Below are 17017 nucleotides of genomic sequence, written 5' to 3'. Positions count from 1 at the left end.
GCACGAACTCGCCGCCGATGTAGTTGCCGTAGCGGGCCTTGAAGGAAACGATGGCGCCTTCGCTACCGGGATGGGCGTAACGCATGATGGTATCTCCTGGCTCTTGTGCTTATTAGGGGAGGACGCGCTGTCGCGCTTGTCGTAAGCCTGGAGCAAGGGCCGGGCCAGAGTGGCGAAAGGCCCGGAGTAGAGCGTCCTGGAGGTTTCGCAGGGGAGCTTGCGAACGCTCCCTGTCACGCGGGCGGGACGCTCGTGAGTGACACTCTGTACCGTTTTCGGCGCAGCGCATGACTCATCGGTCAGTCCGTCGTTGCATTGCGCCCCGCCCTGTTGGATGCTGCACCGATAGCCGTCCGGAGAGTCGCGGATCGATCCACCGCGCCCAGGCAAGAGACGGCCCGTCCCTCGCGGAGAACCATAACAATGCCTGCCAGTTCCATGAGCCGCCACGCGCGGCAAGTGCTGACCGTCGCCCAGGGCAAGATCCCGCCGGGCGGCCCTGCGACCGATCCGTCCATCGCCCGCTCCTGGCTGCGCTGCCTGGAACAGCACCATCTCGATCCCGGCCAGCCGATGGCGCCGATGGTGCTGGAGCACGCGCGCATGCTCGAACGCCGCGAGCGCCTGCAACAGGTGCTGGAGATCGCCGATGGCGAGATGCACAGCCTCTACCAGCAGCTTTCCGGCAACGACCATGCGGTACTGCTCACCGATGCCCGCGGGGTGATCCTCAATTGCGTCAACGCCGACGCCCAGCGCCAGACCTTCGAACACGCCGGCCTCTGGCTCGGCGCCGACTGGAGCGAGCCCTGCGAAGGCACCAACGGCATCGGCACCTGCGTGGTCGAGCGGCAGGCCCTGACCATCCAGCAGGAAGAGCACTTCCGTAGCCGCCACACCGGCCTGACCTGCTCGGCGAGCCCGGTGTTCGATCCGCAGGGCGAGCTGATGGCGGTGCTCGACGTGTCTTCGGCGCGCCAGGAAGTCTCGCGGCAGAGCCAGTTCCACACCATGGCGCTGGTCAACCTGTCGGCGAAGATCATCGAGGGCTGCTATTTCCTCCGTCGCTTCGAGGGCTCCTGGCTGCTGCGCTTCCATGTCCAGGGCGACTATGTCGGCCTGTTCAGCGAAGGGCTGCTGGCCTTCGAGGAAGACGGGCGGATCCGCGCGGTGAACCAGAGCGCGCTGAACCTGCTCGGTTGTCCGCGCCAGCGCCTGCTCGGCCAGCCGGTGGAGACCTTCTTCGATTGCCGTCTCGACGACCTGCTCGGTCGCGCCTCGCCGCAACCCAGCGCCAGCTGGCCGCTGCGCACCCGCGAGGGACGGACCCTGTACGCCATGCTGCGCGGCGCGCCGCGGGCGATACCCCAGGGCCTGGCGGTGCCCACGGCAGCGAAGCCGGCGCCTGCCGCGCCCGGCCTGTGCCTGGGCGACGCCGAGCTGGCCGCCGATTTCCGCCGGGCGCTGAAGGTCTACGCGCGCGACGTGCCGCTGCTGCTCAACGGCGAGACCGGTTCCGGCAAGGAGGCCTTCGCCAAGGCCGTGCACCTGGCCGGCCCGCGCGCGGAACAGGCGTTCGTCGCGCTGAACTGCGCGGCGATCCCGGAAACCCTGATCGAGAGCGAACTGTTCGGTTATCGCGGCGGCAGCTTCACCGGCGCGCGCAAGGAGGGCATGCGCGGCAAGTTGCAGCAGGCCGACGGCGGCACCCTGTTCCTCGACGAGATCGGCGACATGCCGCTGGCCTTGCAGACCCGCCTGCTGCGGGTGCTGGAAGAGCGCCGGGTAGTACCGCTGGGCGGCGAGCCAGAGGATGTCGACGTGCGCCTGATCAGCGCTACCCACCGCGACCTGGCCGGGCTGGTCGCCGACGGACGCTTCCGCGAGGATCTCTACTACCGCCTCAATGGCATGGTCGTGAGCCTGCCGCCGCTGCGCGAGCGCAGCGACCGCGAGGAGCTGCTGGACTACCTGCTGGCCGAGGAAGCCAGGGGCCAGCGCATCCAGCTCGACGGCGAGGTTCGCCAGGGCCTGCTGGCCTACCGCTGGCCGGGCAACGTCCGGCAGATGCGCACGGTGCTACGGACCCTGGTGGCACTCTGCGAGGACGGCCGGGTCGGCCTGCGCGACCTGCCCGCGGATATCCGCCAGGCCCTGGCGGCGCTGCCGCCCGCCGCAGCGGCGCCCGCCCCGGCCGCGAGCAACAGCCTGGACGACGCCGAGCGAGCCGCGTTGCTGGCGGCGCTGGATGGCCAGCGCTGGCACGTGAGCCGGGTGGCCGAGCAACTGGGGATCAGCCGCAACACCCTGTATCGCAAGCTGCGCCGGCACGGCCTGGTGCGCGGCCAGGCCTGACGGGCGGGACGGCTCCAGGCGGGCCGCCGCGAGGCCGGCGGGAACCCCGCCGACGCCGCGTCGTCTGATGCCGCGACGCCGGGCGGCCGGCGCCTCCGCTGTGCTAATCTGCCGCCCATTCACAGCGCCTTCGACGGCTTGATCTGCAGGAGTCTGCATGCACATCCACGTACTCGGCATCTGCGGGACCTTCATGGGCTCGCTGGCCGTGCTGGCCAAGGAACTGGGCCACCGGGTGACCGGTTCCGACGCCAACGTCTACCCCCCCATGAGCACCCAGCTGCAAGCCCAGGGCATCGAGCTGATGCAGGGCTACGATCCGGCCCACCTGGAGCCGGCGCCGGACCTGGTAGTGATCGGCAACGCCCTGTCGCGCGGCAATCCGGCGGTGGAGCATGTCCTGAACAAGGGCCTGCCCTACGTTTCCGGCCCGCAGTGGCTGGCCGACCACGTGCTGCAAGGACGCTGGGTGCTGGCGGTGGCCGGTACCCACGGCAAGACCACCACCACCAGCATGCTCGCCTGGGTCCTGGAGCACGCCGGCATGAGCCCGGGCTTCCTGATCGGCGGGGTGCCGCAGAACTTCGGGGTTTCGGCGCGCCTGGGCGGTACGCCGTTCTTCGTGGTCGAGGCCGACGAGTACGACAGCGCCTTCTTCGACAAGCGCTCGAAGTTCGTCCATTACCGCCCGCGCACGGCGATCCTGAACAACCTGGAATTCGACCACGCGGATATCTTCCCCGACCTCGCGGCCATCGAGCGGCAGTTCCACCATCTGGTGCGCACCGTGCCGGGCGAGGGCCTGATCATTCGCCCGAGCGCCGAGAAAGCCCTGGAGCGCGTACTCGGGATGGGCTGCTGGACCCCGGTGCAGACCACCGGCGAAGGCGGCCAGTGGCAGGCGCGCCTGCTCGCCGAGGACGGCTCGCGCTTCGAGGTGCTGTTCGACGGCATCGTCCAGGGCGAGGTGGACTGGCCGCTGACCGGCCTGCACAACGTCGCCAACGCCCTCGCCAGCCTGGCGGCGGCGCGCCATGTCGGCGTGGTGCCCAGCCAGGGCGCGGCGGCACTCAGCGAGTTCCGCAACGTCAAGCGGCGCATGGAGAAGGTCGCGGAGGTCCGGGGCGTGACCCTCTACGACGACTTCGCCCACCATCCGACCGCCATCGCCACCACCCTCGACGGCCTGCGCAAGCAGGTTGGCGCCGATACCCAGGTGATCGCCATCGTCGAGCCGCGTTCCAACTCGATGAAGCTCGGCGCTCATCGCGACGGCCTGCCGGACAGCGTGCGCCAGGCCGACCAGGTGCTCTGGTACGCGCCGCCGAACCTGGGCTGGGACCTGGCCGCCACCGCCGCGCAATGCGCGATACCGTCGCAGGTCTGCGATACCCTGGAGGCGATCATCGAGCAGGTGCGCCAGCAGGCCAGGCCCGGCGCGCAAGTGGTGATCATGAGCAACGGCGGCTTCGGCGGCTTGCACGGCAAGCTGGCCGCGGCGCTGGCCGAGTGAGGGGCGCAATGAGCGGTCCGGAACGCATTACCCTGGCGATGACCGGCGCCTCCGGCGCCCAGTACGGCCTGCGCTTGCTCGATTGCCTGGTGCAGGAAGAGCGCGAGGTGCACTTCCTGATCTCCAAGGCCGCGCAACTGGTGATGGCCACCGAGACCGACGTGGCCCTGCCGGCCAAACCGCAGGCGATGCAGGCCTTCCTCACCGAATATTGTGGTGCCGCCGCCGGACAGATCCGCGTGTTCGGCCAGAACGACTGGATGGCGCCGCCGGCCTCCGGCTCCAGCGCGCCCAATGCCATGGTGATCTGCCCGTGTTCCACCGGCACCCTGTCGGCGGTCGCCACGGGGGCCTGCAACAACCTCATCGAGCGCGCCGCCGATGTCGCCCTGAAGGAGCGCCGGCCGCTGGTGCTGGTGCCGCGCGAGGCGCCGTTCTCCAGTATCCACCTGGAAAACATGCTCAAGCTGTCCAACCTCGGCGCGGTGATCCTGCCGGCGGCGCCGGGCTTCTACCACCAGCCGCAATCGGTGGAGGACCTGGTGGACTTCGTCGTCGCGCGAATCCTCAACACCCTGGGGATTCCCCAGGACATGCTGCCGCGCTGGGGGGAACAGCACCTTGTCAGCGACGAGTAGGGTGCTGCTACTGGTCCTGGCGGTGCAGTTGGGCGGTTGCGCCACCGTGCGCACCCTGGATGCGGCCAAGCCAGGGGCGCCGGTGGTCTACGCCGGCACCCGGCTGGACTGGTACAGCCTGCACGGCGGCTGCTGCCCGATGGAACGCTTCGGCGCGGAGGCGCCGGCCCATCCGGGGCTCGACCTGCCGGGCAGCGCGCTGCTGGACACCCTGTTGCTGCCGTTCTCGCTGGCCACCGCCATCGGCCTCAACCTCGGCGTCAGCGGCGGCATGTAGGGCGGGACCCGCCCGCGGCTCATTTCCCCAGCTTGCGCAGTTCGTCGGACTCGACGATGCGCACGCCCTTGCCTTCCTCCAGCGCCAGGCGCCAGAGCGCGCGGGCCAGGTCGCAGGCCTCGATGCCGTGGTACTTGCCGGGAAGGATGCGGGCGATCGGCGCGGCGAGGATCTCGGCCAGGCGGAATTCCTCGCGCGGGCCGAACAGCAGCGATGGCCGGGCGATGGTCAGCTGTGGCCAGCCCTGTTCCTGCAGGGCCTGCTCCAGTTCGCCCTTGACCCGGTTGTAGAAGATCGACGACTTGGCGTCGGCGCCCAGGGCGCTGACCACCAGGTAATGCCGGGCGCCCATCTCCAGCGCGCGCTTGCCCACCGCCAGCGGCAGGTCGAAATCGACCGCGCGGAAGGCCTCCTCCGAGCCGGCTTCCTTGATCGTGGTGCCGAGGCAGCAGAAGGCGGTATCGATGCTGCCGTTGAGTTGCGGCAGCAGCTCGGCCAGCGGGCCGACCGGGTTGTCCAGCCGCGGATGCTCGGCCAGCGCCTTGCGGGCAGGGGCGATGACCTTGGCCAGGGTCGGCTCGCTCAATATCCGATCCAACAGGTGCTCGCCGGTAAGACCGGTCGCGCCGGCGAGCAGAACGCGCTTGGGCGTCGAGTGCATGTGTGTTTCTCCCCTTCCACACCAATGAGCGTAGTGCGCGGCGTATCTATTTGCCCGCCGCGCCCTCGCCGGTTTTTCCTTCCCGGGACGCGAGCGCGCGCTCGGCTTGCTGCCCCCGCAGCGTCCGCCAGTGCGCGAGCACGCGTTCCGGTAACCAGGCTTGCGGTTCCGAAGCTTCGAAACCTTCCTCCTTCTCCCTTTGACGCACTTCCTCTTTCGCCAGTTCGAACGCTTTGGACAGATCGTCGGTGCGGTTCAGCGCATTGGCCAGCAAGGCGCGGCCGAAATAGGTGAAGTCGGCGTCGTCGGAACAGCCGAACGAGACCCGGTCGGCACGCGCGGCGGTCAGGATCAGGGTACGTTCGTCTTTCAGCGGCGGGATGAAGCCCCCGCTGTAGCAGGCCGATACCACCAGCACCTTGTCGCGCTGGCGCAGCGGCGCGAGCAGTTCGGCCAGTTCCGCGGCCGGCAGGTCGCCGAGGTTCAGGCCGGGCATGTCCAGGGCCAACTGGTGGTCGCTGGAGCCGTGGCTGGTCAGGTAGATGAAGACCAGGTCTTCCGGCCCGCTGCGTTCGGCCAGGGTGCGCACGGCGCGGGACAGGCTTTCCCGGGTAGCCAGCGGGCGGTCGCCGAAGTGGTCGCGGTGGTTGACCAGGCGAATCACGCCACGAGCGGCGAAACGCTGGCCGAGCAGGTCGCCGGCGTAATCGGCCTCGCGCAGGAACACGCCCTGGCGGCCATCGCCGCCCAGGCTCAGGGCATAGAGTTCGCTGGCCGGCGTCGAGGCCGGGATCTTGCGCAGTTCTTCGTCGAGCAGGCGACCCTGGGCCAACAGGCCGATTTCCAGGGTGTCGGGCAGGGCCTTGCCGGCGGCGTCGCGGATGCGCTTGCCGTCGGCCCAGAGTCCCTGCTCACGGCTGCCGTCGGCGCGGTCCAGGGTGCCTTGGCCGGCATAGGCGCCGGCGGCGAAGCCGCCTTCGTAGCGGGTGCCGTCCAGTTGTTCGAGCAGGCCCTGGCCATGGAAGCGCCAGAACTGGAAACCGCCGCGGTAGCGGCTGCCGTCGGCGCCGAGAAGCTCGCCGGGGCCGTTCAGCGCGCCTTCGCTGAAGCGGCCGATCCAGACATCGCCGCTGGCGCTTTCGTAGCGCCCCTGGCCATGGAACTGGTTGTCCTTGAACTGGCCGACGTAGCGGTCACCATCGGGCCCGCTCCAGCGCCCCTTGCCGTTCAGTTGCCCGTCGCGGAAGGTACCGGCGTACTGGTTGCCCTGGCTGTCGCTGAAGCTGCCTTCGCCTTCCAGGCGACCCTGGCGGAAGCTGCCCTGGTAGCGGCTGCCATCGCTGCCGTCCAGCGTGCCCTGGCCGCTGTACAGGCCCTTGCGGAAACCGCCGCGGTAGCGAGTGCCCTGTTGTTCCAGGCTGCCTTCGCCATCGAACAGGCCCTGGCGGAAGCCGCCCTGGTAGACGCTGCCATCGGCCATCGCCAGGCGTCCCTGGCCGTCGAACAGGCCGGCCGCGAAGCCACCGCTGTAGCGGCTGCCGTCGGCGCCCTGCCAGGTGCCATGGCCGTGCAGCAGGCCATGCTCGAAGCGGCCGGCGTACCAGGCGCCGTTGTCGTAGTCCAGCCGGCCCTGGCCTTCCAGGCGCCCGTCCACCAGCTCGCCGCGATAGCGCGCGCCGTCCGGCAGGCGCGCATCGGCCGGGAGCAGCGGTTCGCCCTCGCCACAGGCGGCGAGCAGGATGACCAGGGCGGAGCAGAGCGAGAGAGACCTGGCGGGGCGAAGCATGCGGCGTTCCCGATGAGTGGTTCGGTCCGAGGGTGGAGGGGAGACAGTGTGGCGGAAAAATCGTTGCCTGGCAGTAGGGTATTTCCCTGCCGGCCCAGAGCGCCCCCGCGAGCGGGGGCTTTTGGAAGGGGGGAGAGGGGCGCGAAGGCGCCTGGCCGTCAAGCGAACGGCAGCGCTCGCTGGGGCGGGCTCAGACGAAGCAGAGGCTGAGGGTCTCGGCGATGTAGGCGGGTTTCTCCTGGCCTTCGATCTCCAGGGTGGCGCGCGCCTTGATCAGCCACTGGCCGGGATTCTTCTCGTTGACGTCGAGCAGGGTCAGGCCCAGGCGGACCCGCGAGCCGACCCGCACCGGCTGGATGAAGCGCACCGTATCGAGGCCGTAGTTGACCGCCATCTTCAGTCCTTCGGGAAGCACCAGCAGGCCTTCCATCAGCTTCGGGATCAGCGACAGGGACAGGAAACCGTGGGCGATGGTGCCGCCGAAGGGCGTCTTCGCCGCCTTCTCCGGATCGACGTGGATGAACTGGTGGTCGCCGGTGCATTCGGCGAACTGGTCGACCCGCTCCTGGTCGATGGTGAGCCATTCGGAATGGCCGAGATCCTTGCCGACATAGTCCTTGAGCGCTGCTACGGGTACGAATGGCATAAGTCCTCCGGGAGGATGGCTGTTGTTCTCATGGTGCAGGAAGATCAGCACGCGTTGGCGACCGGGTCAAGAAACCATCGGCCTGGCGAATATCGCGTCATGCGGTGCCGCGACTGCGACTGATGGATAGGCGAGGAGCGTGCCAATGTCCCGGCGGGCTGGGCATAATGGTCGGCCCTTGCTGGAGGTGCCCATGTTGCTTCGTGGTCTGACCTGGCTGGTGCTGTTCCAGTTGCTCGGCACAGGTCTGAACGTTCTGTTGTTGCCCATGCTGCCCGGTCCGATCATCGGCCTGGTGCTGCTGTTCGGTTATTTCCTGGCGCGTGGCGAGGTCGGCAAGCCGGTCAACGAGGCGGCCGGCTCGTTGCTGCGCTACCTGCCGCTGCTGCTGGTGCCGGCGGCGGTCGGGGTGATGGCCTATGCGCGGGAGATCGCCGCCGACTTCTGGGCCATCGTCGGCGCGCTGGTACTGTCGCTGCTGCTGTCGTTCCTGTTCGCCGGCTGGATGATGCAGAAGCTCATCGATCGCCAGCAACGTCGCCGGGAGGAGTCCTGATGGCCTGGCAGGCCGCCCTCGAGGCGGTGATCCACCATCCGCTGTTCGGCGTCGGCGTGACCCTGGGCGCCTACCAGTTGGCCCTGGCCGCCTATGAACGGACCCGCTGGGTGTTCCTGCAGCCGGTGCTGGTGTCGATGCTGGTGGTGATCGGCGTACTGCTGCTTTGCGGCATCGACTACGACGAATACAGTGCCAGCGCCAAGGTCCTGACCATTCTCCTCGGCCCCGCCACGGTGGCCCTGGCGGTGCCGCTGTTCCTCAACCTGCGGCGTATCCGCCAATTGTTCTGGCCGACCCTGCTGACCCTGGTGGTCGCCGGTACGCTGGCGACGGTGCTGGGCATCGCATTCGGCTGGTTGTTCGGTGCCGAGCCGCGGATGCTGATGAGCATGGCGCCGAAGTCGGTGACCTCGCCGATCGCCATGCTGGTGGCCAGCCAGATCGGCGGCGTGGCGGCGCTGGCCGCCGTGTTCGTACTGATCACCGGGGTGCTCGGGGCGATCCTCGGGCCGGAGCTGCTGCGCGCCATCGGCGTCCGGCACCCCGCCGCGCAGGGCATGGCGCTGGGCATGACGGCCCACGCGGTGGGCACGTCGCGGGCCTTGCAGGAAGGCGAGGAGTGTGGTGCCTTCGCCGCCCTGGCGATGAGCCTGATGGGCGTTGCCACCGCAGTGCTGCTACCGTTGGCGGTAGCGCTGGTTGCCTGACGATGCCCGAGGAGTCGCGATGAAGTTGCCGTTGTTTCCCCTCAACGCCGTGCTGTTCCCCGGTTGCCGCCTGGACCTGCAGATCTTCGAGGCGCGCTACCTGGACATGATCAGCCGCTGCATGAAGCAGGGCACCGGTTTCGGCGTGGTGACCATCGGCGAAGGGCGGGAGGTCGGCGAAGCGCCGAGCCGCCTGGCGATGGTCGGCTGCGAGGCCTCGGTCCGCGACTGGCAGCAGCGCCCGAACGGCCTGCTGGGCATCCGCGTGGAGGGCGGTCGGCGTTTCCAGGTGCTGTCGGTGGAGGTCCAGGCCGACCAGCTCAGCGTTGGCGAGATCGAGTGGTTCGAAGACCTGCCGGAGCAACCCCTGACCTACGAACACAACGATCTCGCCGCGTTGCTCAGCGTGCTGGCCGAGCATCCGATGGTGGCCGCGCTGGAGATGGGCGGCGAGCCCGGCGGCCAGCAGGACCTGGCCAACCAGTTGGCCTACCTGCTGCCGTTCGATACCGAACGCAAGCTCGAACTGCTCGCCCTGCCCGACGCGCAGATGCAACTGGCGCGGATCCAGGTGCTGCTGGAGCACCTGCAGGGCGAGTTGGGTATCGACTGAACGCCAACCCTCACAGCGGCCGGTAGCGCGCAATGGCTTCCGGCAGGGCCCAGCCGGCGGCGATCGCCAGGGTCGCCACGCAGACCGGCAACAGCAGCCACCAGACCCGTTGCGGCAGCGCCGGCAGCGACTCGCGGCGCTGGCTCAGCCACAGGCTGGCGGCGCAGACCGTAGTGGCGAGCAGGGCGCCGGCGACGATGTCCGACGGCCAGTGCACGCCAAGGTAGACCCGCGACAGGGCGATGCTCAGCGACGGGATCACCGCCAGCAGTACCCAGGTCAGGCGCCAGCGCGGCGGTTGCTGGCGGCTGGCGAGGACGCCCAGGGTGAGGAAGAAGGCGAAGGACGCCGAGCTGTGTCCGCTGGGGAAGCTGAAGCTGCTCAGCGGTTCGGCCAGCACTTCCGGGCGGGCGCGGGCGAACAGGGTCTTCAGGGTCTGGTTGGCCAGCGCGGTACCCACCAGGGTGCCGATGGCGAAGATGGCCGGACGCCATTGCCGGGTCAGCAGGAGGATACCGCCGAGCAGCGCGCCGGCGATGAACTGGGTGCGGAAATCGCCGAGCCGGGTGACCACCACCATCACCGGGTTCAGGTCGGCGTTGCGATGCTCCTGGACCAGCGTCATCAGGCCCTGGTCGAGGTCCTGGAGGTACGGCCAGGCGACGGTCATCGCCAGCAGCAGGACCAGGCTCAGCGCGGCCGCCACAGCGGTTGCCCAGCGTTTGCGTCGCAGGCTGGCCTGGACTACCACGCCGACCAGCACCGCCAGGCAGGCCGCGACGATCCCGGCTTCGCTCCAGAAGCCTTCCGGCAACGGCAGGCGCAGGGCTGCGCCGGTAGCCCAGCCGGGCAACAGGTAGGCGACCGCCCAGCCGGCGGCGGCAATCAGCGAAACGCCGAGAAAACGGCCGAACGGCATGTCGAGCATGCCGGCGACCATCGGCAGCATCGGTCGCAGGGCGCCGATGAAGCGGCCGACCAGCAGGCTGGCGATACCGTAGCGCTCGAAGTACACCTCGGCGGCGGTGATCCACTGCGGATGGCTGCGCAGGCCGGGCAGGCGGCGGATGTTCTGGTGGAAGCGGCGGCCGATCCAGTACGAGCTGAGGTCGCCCAGCACCCCGCCGGCGTAGGCCAGCATCAGGGTTTCGCCGAGGCTGAGGGCGCCGCTGCCGGCGATCACCGCGACGCCGAACAGCAGCACCACGCCGGGCAGGACGATGCCGACGATGGCCGCGCATTCGAGGAAGGCGATGAGGAAGATGGCCATCCCCAGCCACTCGGGGTTGGCGGCCATCCAGGCGTTGAAGCTGTCGAGACTCATTGCAGGTGCGGGTCCTGGTGTCCGAGTAGATGATAGTCGCGCCCGGCGACCTGGCCGCGGCGCAGTGGGTTGCGGGTGCAGAAGGCGGCGAAGGCGGCATCGACGAAACGGTACGGCAGGTGTTCGTCGCGCCCCTTCGGAATGCCCAGCCGAGCGGCCTGGATCACCTGGCTGGGGCGCTCGCCGACATCGTCGACGAACAGTCGCTGCGGATCGAAGCGCTGTGCGTCCCACTCCGGCACCTTCAGCCCCATGGCCTTGCACAGCAGGGTCTGGCCGGCGCACAGGCGGCCGATCTCGCGGGGCCGGCCCTGGCTGTCCGGGTTCAGGTTCTGCATCCGCTCCAGCGCCGCGTGGTCGCTGATGCGATCCAGCCAGGGATGGCCGGACTTGATCAGCACCGCATTGCCCGGCCCGCCGGCGCTGAAGTTCAGCGAGTCGCCGCCGCGCGCGTAATACATATAGATGTGCCCGCCGTCGAGGAACAGTGCCTTGCGCTTCTCGGTGTAGCCGAGCGAGGCGTGGCTGCCTTTCTCCTCCAGGTAGTAGGCCTCGGTCTCGATGATTCGCGCCGCCAGCCAGAGATTGCCCTGGCGATGGCGGATCACCTTGCCCAGCAGCTCGCGGGCGACCAGCAACGCATCGCGGTCGAAGAAGGTGTCGGGGAGTGGCCGGGCGTCGGGCCAGGGCAAACTAAGGATGGGATCGCGGGACATGGGATTGTCGCTGGGACCATGGCAGTCATAGGCTGGCGAATGATAACAACAAGAGCCTGAATCATGGTTGAACGAGAGCGTGTCGACAGTGCCCACATCACGCCCAGCGCCCATTACACCGGCTACGTCTGGTTCCGCCATCGACTCGCCGAACCGGCCTTCGCCACCGTCTTCGGCCGCTGGGTACACGGCTTCGTCGCGCCGATCAACTGGGGCGCGCAGCTCGGTTTCGGGCTGAACATCGAGGATTTCCTGTTACAAAGACACCTCATGATCGACGCGCGCCTGACCCAGGCCGTCGAACGCGAGGGAGTGGTCCAGGTGGTGGAAATGGCCTGCGGACTCTCGCCGCGCGGGCGACGCTTCCGGCAACGCTATCCACAGTTGCGCTACCTGGAGGCCGACCTGCCGCCGATGGCCGCGCGCAAGGCGGCGCTGCTTCGCGAGCAGGGTTGGCTGGGCCCGGAGCACGCGGTGGCGGCTGTGGATATCCTCGCCGAGGACGGCGAGCGCTGCCTCGCCGCGCTGTTCGCCGGGCTCGACCGCGAGCGCCCGCTGGTGGTGATCACCGAGGGGCTGGTGAACTATTTCCAGCGCCCGGTGATCGAGGCCTTCTGGAGTCGCCTGGCGACCGAACTTAAACGCTTCCCCCAGGGCACCTACCTGACCGACCTCTATCCCGATCTCCGCGAGCACCCGCGCTACCGGCAGATCCGCTGGGGAGTGGGGATCATCGGGCGGCTGACGCGGGGAAGCTATCCGTTGCACTACCGCAATGCCGCGGAAATCGAGGCGGCCTTCGCCCGCTGCGGCTTTGCCTCCACCCTGGTGCTCGACCCGCAGCGCGAAGGCGCCGCCCTGGGCTTGCCGCAGGGACGCCTGCCGAGCCTGGTGCGGGTGATCGAAAGCCGCACGGCATAGCCACCTCTCAGGCGACCTCCGCTCGCTGCCAGGCGGCGAGGAGGTCGGCCAGTCCGGCGCTGGCCGCCGGATCGGAGTGCGGGAAGATGAAGGCGAAGCCGCCGGCGGTCGAACGCAGGGGCAGGATGTCCAAGTCCGCCAGGCCGTCGTAGCACAACCGCCAGCCGCGTTGCGGGCGGGATTCGGGTAGCTCGGCGTGCAGCCGCCCGCCGAAATAGCCGAGTTCCACCAGTTCCGCCGCATAGACGCCGAGCTGCGGATGTTCCAGCCGAGCGTGCCCCTGGGCTGGCCGATGGCGGACCTCGAAGCGTCGCTCCAGGCCGAGCAGGCGCGTGCGCGGGATCCGCGTGCTGCCCTCGGCGCGCTCCGGCAGCGCCTCGCCGCGCAGGAACGGGCCGTAGAGCCGGGCGCAGGCCTCGCGTCGTTCGAACTGGGCAAGATGGTCGGCGTCGTGGATCAGGGCGAACTCGGCGTTCCCGCAGGCATGGGCGAACACCGCATGTTCCCAGGGCTGGGTGAAATGGTCGTACTCGCCGGCGAGCACCAGGGTCGGGCAGGTCGGGTGCCGCTCGAAGCCGCCGAAGGCCAGCAGGCGCCGGCTATTCTGCCGGTAGCGTTCGATCTCCGCCGCGGTCAGGCGTTGCAACTGGCGCAGCATGGCCTTGCGAAATACCGGGGAGACGCCGGTACGTTCCAGCTGTAGCGGGTTGATCAGGCCGGTCAGTACGCCGTGGGCGAAGGCGCTCTGGTCGCCCTCGTCGAGCCGGGCCAGCGCTTCTTCCAGCAGCAGCCGCGCACCGGGGCGGCCGAATGCGGTGATGCCGGCCAGTAGCAGGCGCGCGCAGCGGCGCGGATGGCGGGCGGCGAACAGCGCGGCCAGGGCCGAGCCGTAGGACAGGCCGATGGGCATCAACGGCGGCAGGCCGAGCCGTTCGGCGAAGGCCGCGATCAGGTCGGCGAGGTCTTCCAGGCTCAGTTCCGCCGCCAGTTGCAGGTTGCCGCCCTGGCTCGGCAGGTCGAGCAGGATCACCGGGTGCTCGGCGAGCAGTTCGCTGACCTCGCCGGCGAACGAGCGGAAGCTCTGGAAGGCGCCGCCCAGCAGGAGCACCGGCGGGCGCGGGTCGTCGGCGCGGGCGGCGAAGGCCTGGAAGCGCAGTTGCCAGCCGTCTAGAAAGAGGATATCCGGTTCGCTGCTCAGCGACTGTGCGCTGTAGTCGGTACGGTAGCGCATGGTGAGGCCCCGCGGTGTGTGCGTCGTTATTGTTGTTCTGCCGAGCGGGTGCCGGTGGGTGGCAGCGGCCAGGCTCGCTTCGAAGGTAAACAGAGGTAGCAATTTTGTTTACCTATCCTTCGGCCGGCGCCTGCGCCCGGGTGTCACCGTCTCGCGCACAGGCCCAGGCGCAGCGGGGCCGCCGCGTTACCGCCGGGGGCCGCGGAACGCACTGTCTACCGACCGGCTGTTGCGGCTGGGCGCGCCGGGGCTGGCTCGCTATAATCGCGCATTTCCCTGACGCCAGATGCCGAGACCATGACCGAGTCCGTCCTCGACTATATGAGCCGCCTGGGCCGCGATGCCCGCGCCGCCTCGCGGTTGCTCGCGCGCGCCGCCACCGCGCAGAAGAACCGCGCCCTGCTGGCCGCGGCCGATGCGCTGGACGCCGCCCGCGCGGAGTTGTCCCACGCCAACGAGCAGGACCTCGCCGCCGGCCGCGCCAATGGCCTGGAGCCGGCGATGCTGGACCGCTTGGCGCTGACCCCGGCGCGCATCGACGACATGATCGAGGGCCTGCGCCAGGTCGCCACGCTGCCCGACCCGATCGGCGAGATCCGCGACATGCGCTATGTGCCCTCGGGCATCCAGATCGGCAAGATGCGCGTGCCGCTGGGCGTGGTCGGGATCATCTACGAGTCGCGGCCGAACGTGACCATCGACGCCGCCAGCCTGTGCCTGAAGTCCGGCAACGCGACCATCCTGCGCGGCGGCTCCGAGGCGATCCACTCCAACCAGGCGATCGCCCGCTGCATCCAGCAGGGCCTGGCCGAGGCCGGCCTGCCGGCCGCCGCCGTGCAGGTGGTGGAAACCACCGACCGCGCCGCGGTCGGCGCGCTGATCAGCATGCCCGAATACGTCGACGTGATCGTCCCGCGCGGCGGCAAGGGCCTGATCGAGCGCATCAGCCGCGAGGCCAAGGTGCCGGTGATCAAGCACCTGGACGGCATCTGCCACGTCTACATCGATGTCGCCGCCGACCTGGACAAGGCGATTCGCGTCGCCGACAACGCCAAGACCCAGCGCTACGCGCCGTGCAACACCATGGAGACGCTGCTGGTACATGCCGGTATCGCCGAGCGGGCGCTGCCGCCGCTGGCCACGATCTACCGCGAGAAGGGCGTGGAACTGCGCGGCGACGCCGCGACCCGTGCGCTGCTCGGCGCAGACGTGCTGGAGGCTACCGAGGAGGACTGGCGTACCGAGTACAACGCGCCGATCCTGTCGATCCGCATCGTCGACGGGCTGGACGCGGCGATCGAGCACATCAACACTTACGGCTCGCAGCACACCGACGCGATCATTACCGAGAACTTCAGCGATGCGCGGCGTTTCCTCGCCGAAGTGGATTCCGCTTCGGTGATGGTCAACGCCTCGACCCGCTTCGCCGACGGCTTCGAGTACGGCCTCGGCGCCGAGATCGGGATTTCCACCGACAAGCTGCACGCCCGCGGCCCGGTCGGCCTGGAAGGCCTGACCAGCGAGAAGTACGTCGTCTTCGGCGACGGTCACGTGCGCACCTGATGGGCAAACGTATCGGCCTGTTCGGCGGCACTTTCGACCCCGTGCATATCGGACATATGCGCAGCGCCGTGGAAATGGCCGAGCAGTTCGCCCTCGACGAACTGCGCCTGCTGCCCAATGCGCGGCCGCCGCACCGGGAAACCCCGCAGGTGTCGGCCGCGCAGCGGTTGGCGATGGTCGAGCGGGCGGTGGCGGGAGTCGAGCGATTGACGGTCGATCCCCGCGAACTGCAGCGCGACAAGCCGTCCTACACCATCGACACCCTGGAGTCGGTGCGGGCGGAACTGGCGGCCGACGACCAGTTGTTCATGCTGATCGGCTGGGATGCCTTCTGCGGCTTGCCGACGTGGCACCGCTGGGAGGCGTTGCTGGATCACTGCCACATCGTCGTGTTGCAGCGTCCGGATGCCGACAGCGAGCCGCCGGAGTCGCTGCGCGACCTGCTGGCGGCGCGGAGCGTGGCCGACCCGCAGGCCCTGAAAGGGCCGGGCGGGCAGATCACCTTCGTCTGGCAGACGCCGCTGGCGGTGTCCGCCACCCAGATCCGTGCGCTGCTGGGTGCCGGGCGCTCCGTGCGTTTCCTGGTGCCGGACGCGGTATTGAACTACATCGAGGCGCACCACCTGTATCGTGCGCCACACTGATAAAGAAACAGAGACCGACTCAATGCAAACCGAACAACTCGTCCAAGTGGCCATCGATGCCCTGGAAGATCTCAAGGCCCAGGACATCGTGACCCTCGATGTGCGGGACAAGACCAGCGTCACCGACTACATGGTGATCGCCTGCGGCAGTTCCAGCCGCCAGGTCAAGTCGCTGGCCGACAACGTCCTGACCAAGGCCAAGGAAAACGGCGTCAAGCCCCTGGGCAGCGAAGGCCTGGAGTCCGGCGAATGGGCGCTGCTCGACCTGGGCGACGTGGTGGTCCACGTGATGCTCCCGGCGACCCGCCAGTTCTACGACCTGGAGCGCCTGTGGCAGGGCGCCGAGCAGAGCCGCGCCCAGCACCAGCCGGAAGAGTGACGCCGGCATGCGGTTGCGCCTGATCGCGGTTGGCTCGCGCATGCCTCGCTGGGTCGAGGAAGGCTGGCAGGAATACGTCAAGCGCCTGCCGGCCGAGCTGTCCCTCGAACTGGTGGAGATCCCGCTCAACACCCGCGGCAAGAACGCCGACGTGGCGCGCCTGATCCGTCAGGAAGGCGAGGCCATGCTGGCGCGCGTGCAGCCGGGGGAACGGGTGGTGACCCTGGAGGTCGAAGGTCGGCTCTGGAGCACCGAGCAACTGGCTCGCGAACTGGATCGCTGGCGTCTCGACGCACGCACCGTGAATCTCATGGTCGGCGGCCCGGAAGGGCTGGCGCCGGAGGTCTGCGCGCGCAGCGAGCAGCGCTGGTCGCTGTCGCCGTTGACGCTGCCGCACCCGTTGGTGCGGATCCTGGTCGGCGAGCAGATCTACCGGGCCTGGACCGTATTGTCCGGGCACCCCTACCACAAATAGTCCCCAGTC

Annotated in this window: 19 protein-coding genes; 12 read left to right on the top strand and 7 right to left on the bottom strand. The window is 68.9% G+C overall.

Features of this window, described 5'->3' with window-relative positions; translation table 11 throughout:
* Positions 1–85, bottom strand: an 85-nt coding sequence (locus HMPREF2581_RS33505) for a hypothetical protein (protein ID WP_239667261.1), incomplete at its 3' end; no start/stop codon positions are given.
* Between the two features lie 338 nt (positions 86–423).
* On the opposite strand from HMPREF2581_RS33505, the gene eatR reads away from it, so the two are divergent.
* From eatR to HMPREF2581_RS10365, 4 genes are all read left to right on the top strand, one after another.
* A complete protein-coding gene (gene eatR / locus HMPREF2581_RS10380) occupies positions 424–2355 on the top strand; it encodes a sigma-54-dependent transcriptional regulator EatR (RefSeq protein WP_011666549.1) in 1932 nt (643 codons plus the stop codon).
* Positions 2356–2512: 157 nt separating this feature from the next.
* The gene (gene mpl / locus HMPREF2581_RS10375; RefSeq protein ID WP_003124067.1) at positions 2513–3868 is read left to right on the top strand and encodes a UDP-N-acetylmuramate:L-alanyl-gamma-D-glutamyl-meso-diaminopimelate ligase; all 1356 of its coding nucleotides are present in this window, start codon (positions 2513–2515) and stop codon (positions 3866–3868) included.
* An 8-nt stretch (positions 3869–3876) separates the two neighbouring features.
* On the top strand, positions 3877–4506 hold the full coding sequence (ubiX, locus tag HMPREF2581_RS10370) for a flavin prenyltransferase UbiX (RefSeq protein ID WP_003093227.1): 630 nt from the start codon (positions 3877–3879) through the stop codon (positions 4504–4506).
* Entirely contained in the window at positions 4490–4783 is a 294-nt protein-coding gene (locus HMPREF2581_RS10365; RefSeq protein WP_023094415.1) for a YceK/YidQ family lipoprotein, read from the top strand. The genes ubiX and HMPREF2581_RS10365 overlap by 17 nt, the downstream gene beginning before the upstream one ends.
* Positions 4784–4802: 19 nt before the next feature.
* Here HMPREF2581_RS10365 and HMPREF2581_RS10360 read toward each other — a convergent pair whose 3' ends face one another.
* The 3 genes from HMPREF2581_RS10360 to HMPREF2581_RS10350 all read right to left on the bottom strand — a co-directional run bounded on the left by HMPREF2581_RS10360 (position 4803) and on the right by HMPREF2581_RS10350 (position 7876).
* Complete coding sequence (locus tag HMPREF2581_RS10360; RefSeq protein ID WP_003093223.1) at positions 4803–5444, bottom strand: oxidoreductase; 642 nt, start codon at positions 5442–5444, stop codon at positions 4803–4805.
* Between the two features lie 46 nt (positions 5445–5490).
* Positions 5491–7230, bottom strand: coding sequence for a C13 family peptidase (locus HMPREF2581_RS10355; RefSeq protein WP_003118249.1), 1740 nt, complete (start codon positions 7228–7230; stop codon positions 5491–5493).
* Positions 7231–7420: 190 nt separating this feature from the next.
* Positions 7421–7876, bottom strand: a complete 456-nt coding sequence (locus HMPREF2581_RS10350; RefSeq protein ID WP_003093220.1) for a MaoC family dehydratase — start codon at positions 7874–7876, stop codon at positions 7421–7423.
* 193 nt (positions 7877–8069) lie between these two features.
* Here HMPREF2581_RS10350 and HMPREF2581_RS10345 point away from each other — a divergent pair, with 193 nt between their 5' ends.
* The 3 genes from HMPREF2581_RS10345 to HMPREF2581_RS10335 are packed head-to-tail and all read left to right on the top strand — an operon-like array spanning position 8070 to position 9755.
* Positions 8070–8432, top strand: a complete 363-nt coding sequence (locus HMPREF2581_RS10345) for a CidA/LrgA family protein (RefSeq protein WP_003093216.1) — start codon at positions 8070–8072, stop codon at positions 8430–8432.
* Positions 8432–9142 carry an LrgB family protein gene (locus tag HMPREF2581_RS10340; protein WP_003093214.1) on the top strand — a complete coding sequence of 237 codons (711 nt, stop codon included), beginning with the start codon at positions 8432–8434 and terminating at the stop codon, positions 9140–9142. The genes HMPREF2581_RS10345 and HMPREF2581_RS10340 overlap by 1 nt, the downstream gene beginning before the upstream one ends.
* Positions 9143–9161: 19 nt before the next feature.
* On the top strand, positions 9162–9755 hold the full coding sequence (locus tag HMPREF2581_RS10335) for an LON peptidase substrate-binding domain-containing protein (protein ID WP_003093212.1): 594 nt from the start codon (positions 9162–9164) through the stop codon (positions 9753–9755).
* Between the two features lie 10 nt (positions 9756–9765).
* On the opposite strand, the gene HMPREF2581_RS10330 is transcribed toward HMPREF2581_RS10335, so the two are convergent.
* Both HMPREF2581_RS10330 and HMPREF2581_RS10325 read right to left on the bottom strand, forming a co-directional pair.
* Complete coding sequence (locus HMPREF2581_RS10330) at positions 9766–11079, bottom strand: bifunctional DedA family/phosphatase PAP2 family protein (protein ID WP_003110372.1); 1314 nt, start codon at positions 11077–11079, stop codon at positions 9766–9768.
* Positions 11076–11795 (bottom strand): DNA-3-methyladenine glycosylase, encoded by a 720-nt coding sequence (locus HMPREF2581_RS10325; protein WP_003137683.1) that lies wholly within the window; start codon positions 11793–11795, stop codon positions 11076–11078. The genes HMPREF2581_RS10330 and HMPREF2581_RS10325 overlap by 4 nt, the downstream gene beginning before the upstream one ends.
* Positions 11796–11858: 63 nt before the next feature.
* Between HMPREF2581_RS10325 and HMPREF2581_RS10320 the strand changes: the two genes are divergently transcribed.
* Positions 11859–12716, top strand: a complete 858-nt coding sequence (locus tag HMPREF2581_RS10320) for a class I SAM-dependent methyltransferase (protein WP_003137686.1) — start codon at positions 11859–11861, stop codon at positions 12714–12716.
* Positions 12717–12723: 7 nt separating this feature from the next.
* Here the strand turns inward: HMPREF2581_RS10320 and HMPREF2581_RS10315 are convergent, their stop codons facing one another.
* Positions 12724–13947 (bottom strand): alpha/beta fold hydrolase, encoded by a 1224-nt coding sequence (locus tag HMPREF2581_RS10315; protein ID WP_003137688.1) that lies wholly within the window; start codon positions 13945–13947, stop codon positions 12724–12726.
* Between the two features lie 297 nt (positions 13948–14244).
* Between HMPREF2581_RS10315 and HMPREF2581_RS10310 the strand changes: the two genes are divergently transcribed.
* The 4 genes from HMPREF2581_RS10310 to rlmH are packed head-to-tail and all read left to right on the top strand — an operon-like array spanning position 14245 to position 17008.
* Positions 14245–15510 carry a glutamate-5-semialdehyde dehydrogenase gene (locus HMPREF2581_RS10310; protein ID WP_003100303.1) on the top strand — a complete coding sequence of 422 codons (1266 nt, stop codon included), beginning with the start codon at positions 14245–14247 and terminating at the stop codon, positions 15508–15510.
* A complete protein-coding gene (gene nadD, locus HMPREF2581_RS10305) occupies positions 15510–16154 on the top strand; it encodes a nicotinate-nucleotide adenylyltransferase (RefSeq protein WP_003093199.1) in 645 nt (214 codons plus the stop codon). The genes HMPREF2581_RS10310 and nadD overlap by 1 nt, the downstream gene beginning before the upstream one ends.
* 22 nt (positions 16155–16176) lie before the next feature.
* On the top strand, positions 16177–16533 hold the full coding sequence (gene rsfS / locus HMPREF2581_RS10300; protein ID WP_003100305.1) for a ribosome silencing factor: 357 nt from the start codon (positions 16177–16179) through the stop codon (positions 16531–16533).
* Between the two features lie 7 nt (positions 16534–16540).
* A complete protein-coding gene (gene rlmH, locus HMPREF2581_RS10295) occupies positions 16541–17008 on the top strand; it encodes a 23S rRNA (pseudouridine(1915)-N(3))-methyltransferase RlmH (RefSeq protein ID WP_003137690.1) in 468 nt (155 codons plus the stop codon).
* The last annotated feature ends 9 nt before the right edge of the window (positions 17009–17017 follow it).

It is taken from the genome of Pseudomonas sp. HMSC057H01 (genome assembly GCF_001836405.1).
GTDB lineage: Bacteria > Pseudomonadota > Gammaproteobacteria > Pseudomonadales > Pseudomonadaceae > Pseudomonas > Pseudomonas aeruginosa.
Note: the sequence above shows the minus strand (reverse complement) of the source record. Positions and strands in the feature narration are given on the sequence as shown.

Excerpts from the sequence above, each read along its gene's own strand:
- eatR (WP_011666549.1), top strand. The coding sequence starts at position 424 with ATGCCTGCCAGTTCCATGAGCCGCCACGCGCGGCAAGTGCTGACCGTC.
- mpl (WP_003124067.1), top strand. The coding sequence starts at position 2,513 with ATGCACATCCACGTACTCGGCATCTGCGGGACCTTCATGGGCTCGCTG.
- ubiX (WP_003093227.1), top strand. The coding sequence starts at position 3,877 with ATGAGCGGTCCGGAACGCATTACCCTGGCGATGACCGGCGCCTCCGGC.
- HMPREF2581_RS10360 (WP_003093223.1), bottom strand. The coding sequence starts at position 5,444 with ATGCACTCGACGCCCAAGCGCGTTCTGCTCGCCGGCGCGACCGGTCTT.
- HMPREF2581_RS10355 (WP_003118249.1), bottom strand. The coding sequence starts at position 7,230 with ATGCTTCGCCCCGCCAGGTCTCTCTCGCTCTGCTCCGCCCTGGTCATC.
- HMPREF2581_RS10350 (WP_003093220.1), bottom strand. The coding sequence starts at position 7,876 with ATGCCATTCGTACCCGTAGCAGCGCTCAAGGACTATGTCGGCAAGGAT.
- HMPREF2581_RS10345 (WP_003093216.1), top strand. The coding sequence starts at position 8,070 with ATGTTGCTTCGTGGTCTGACCTGGCTGGTGCTGTTCCAGTTGCTCGGC.
- HMPREF2581_RS10340 (WP_003093214.1), top strand. The coding sequence starts at position 8,432 with ATGGCCTGGCAGGCCGCCCTCGAGGCGGTGATCCACCATCCGCTGTTC.
- HMPREF2581_RS10335 (WP_003093212.1), top strand. The coding sequence starts at position 9,162 with ATGAAGTTGCCGTTGTTTCCCCTCAACGCCGTGCTGTTCCCCGGTTGC.
- HMPREF2581_RS10330 (WP_003110372.1), bottom strand. The coding sequence starts at position 11,079 with ATGAGTCTCGACAGCTTCAACGCCTGGATGGCCGCCAACCCCGAGTGG.
- HMPREF2581_RS10325 (WP_003137683.1), bottom strand. The coding sequence starts at position 11,795 with ATGTCCCGCGATCCCATCCTTAGTTTGCCCTGGCCCGACGCCCGGCCA.
- HMPREF2581_RS10320 (WP_003137686.1), top strand. The coding sequence starts at position 11,859 with ATGGTTGAACGAGAGCGTGTCGACAGTGCCCACATCACGCCCAGCGCC.
- HMPREF2581_RS10315 (WP_003137688.1), bottom strand. The coding sequence starts at position 13,947 with ATGCGCTACCGTACCGACTACAGCGCACAGTCGCTGAGCAGCGAACCG.
- HMPREF2581_RS10310 (WP_003100303.1), top strand. The coding sequence starts at position 14,245 with ATGACCGAGTCCGTCCTCGACTATATGAGCCGCCTGGGCCGCGATGCC.
- nadD (WP_003093199.1), top strand. The coding sequence starts at position 15,510 with ATGGGCAAACGTATCGGCCTGTTCGGCGGCACTTTCGACCCCGTGCAT.
- rsfS (WP_003100305.1), top strand. The coding sequence starts at position 16,177 with ATGCAAACCGAACAACTCGTCCAAGTGGCCATCGATGCCCTGGAAGAT.
- rlmH (WP_003137690.1), top strand. The coding sequence starts at position 16,541 with ATGCGGTTGCGCCTGATCGCGGTTGGCTCGCGCATGCCTCGCTGGGTC.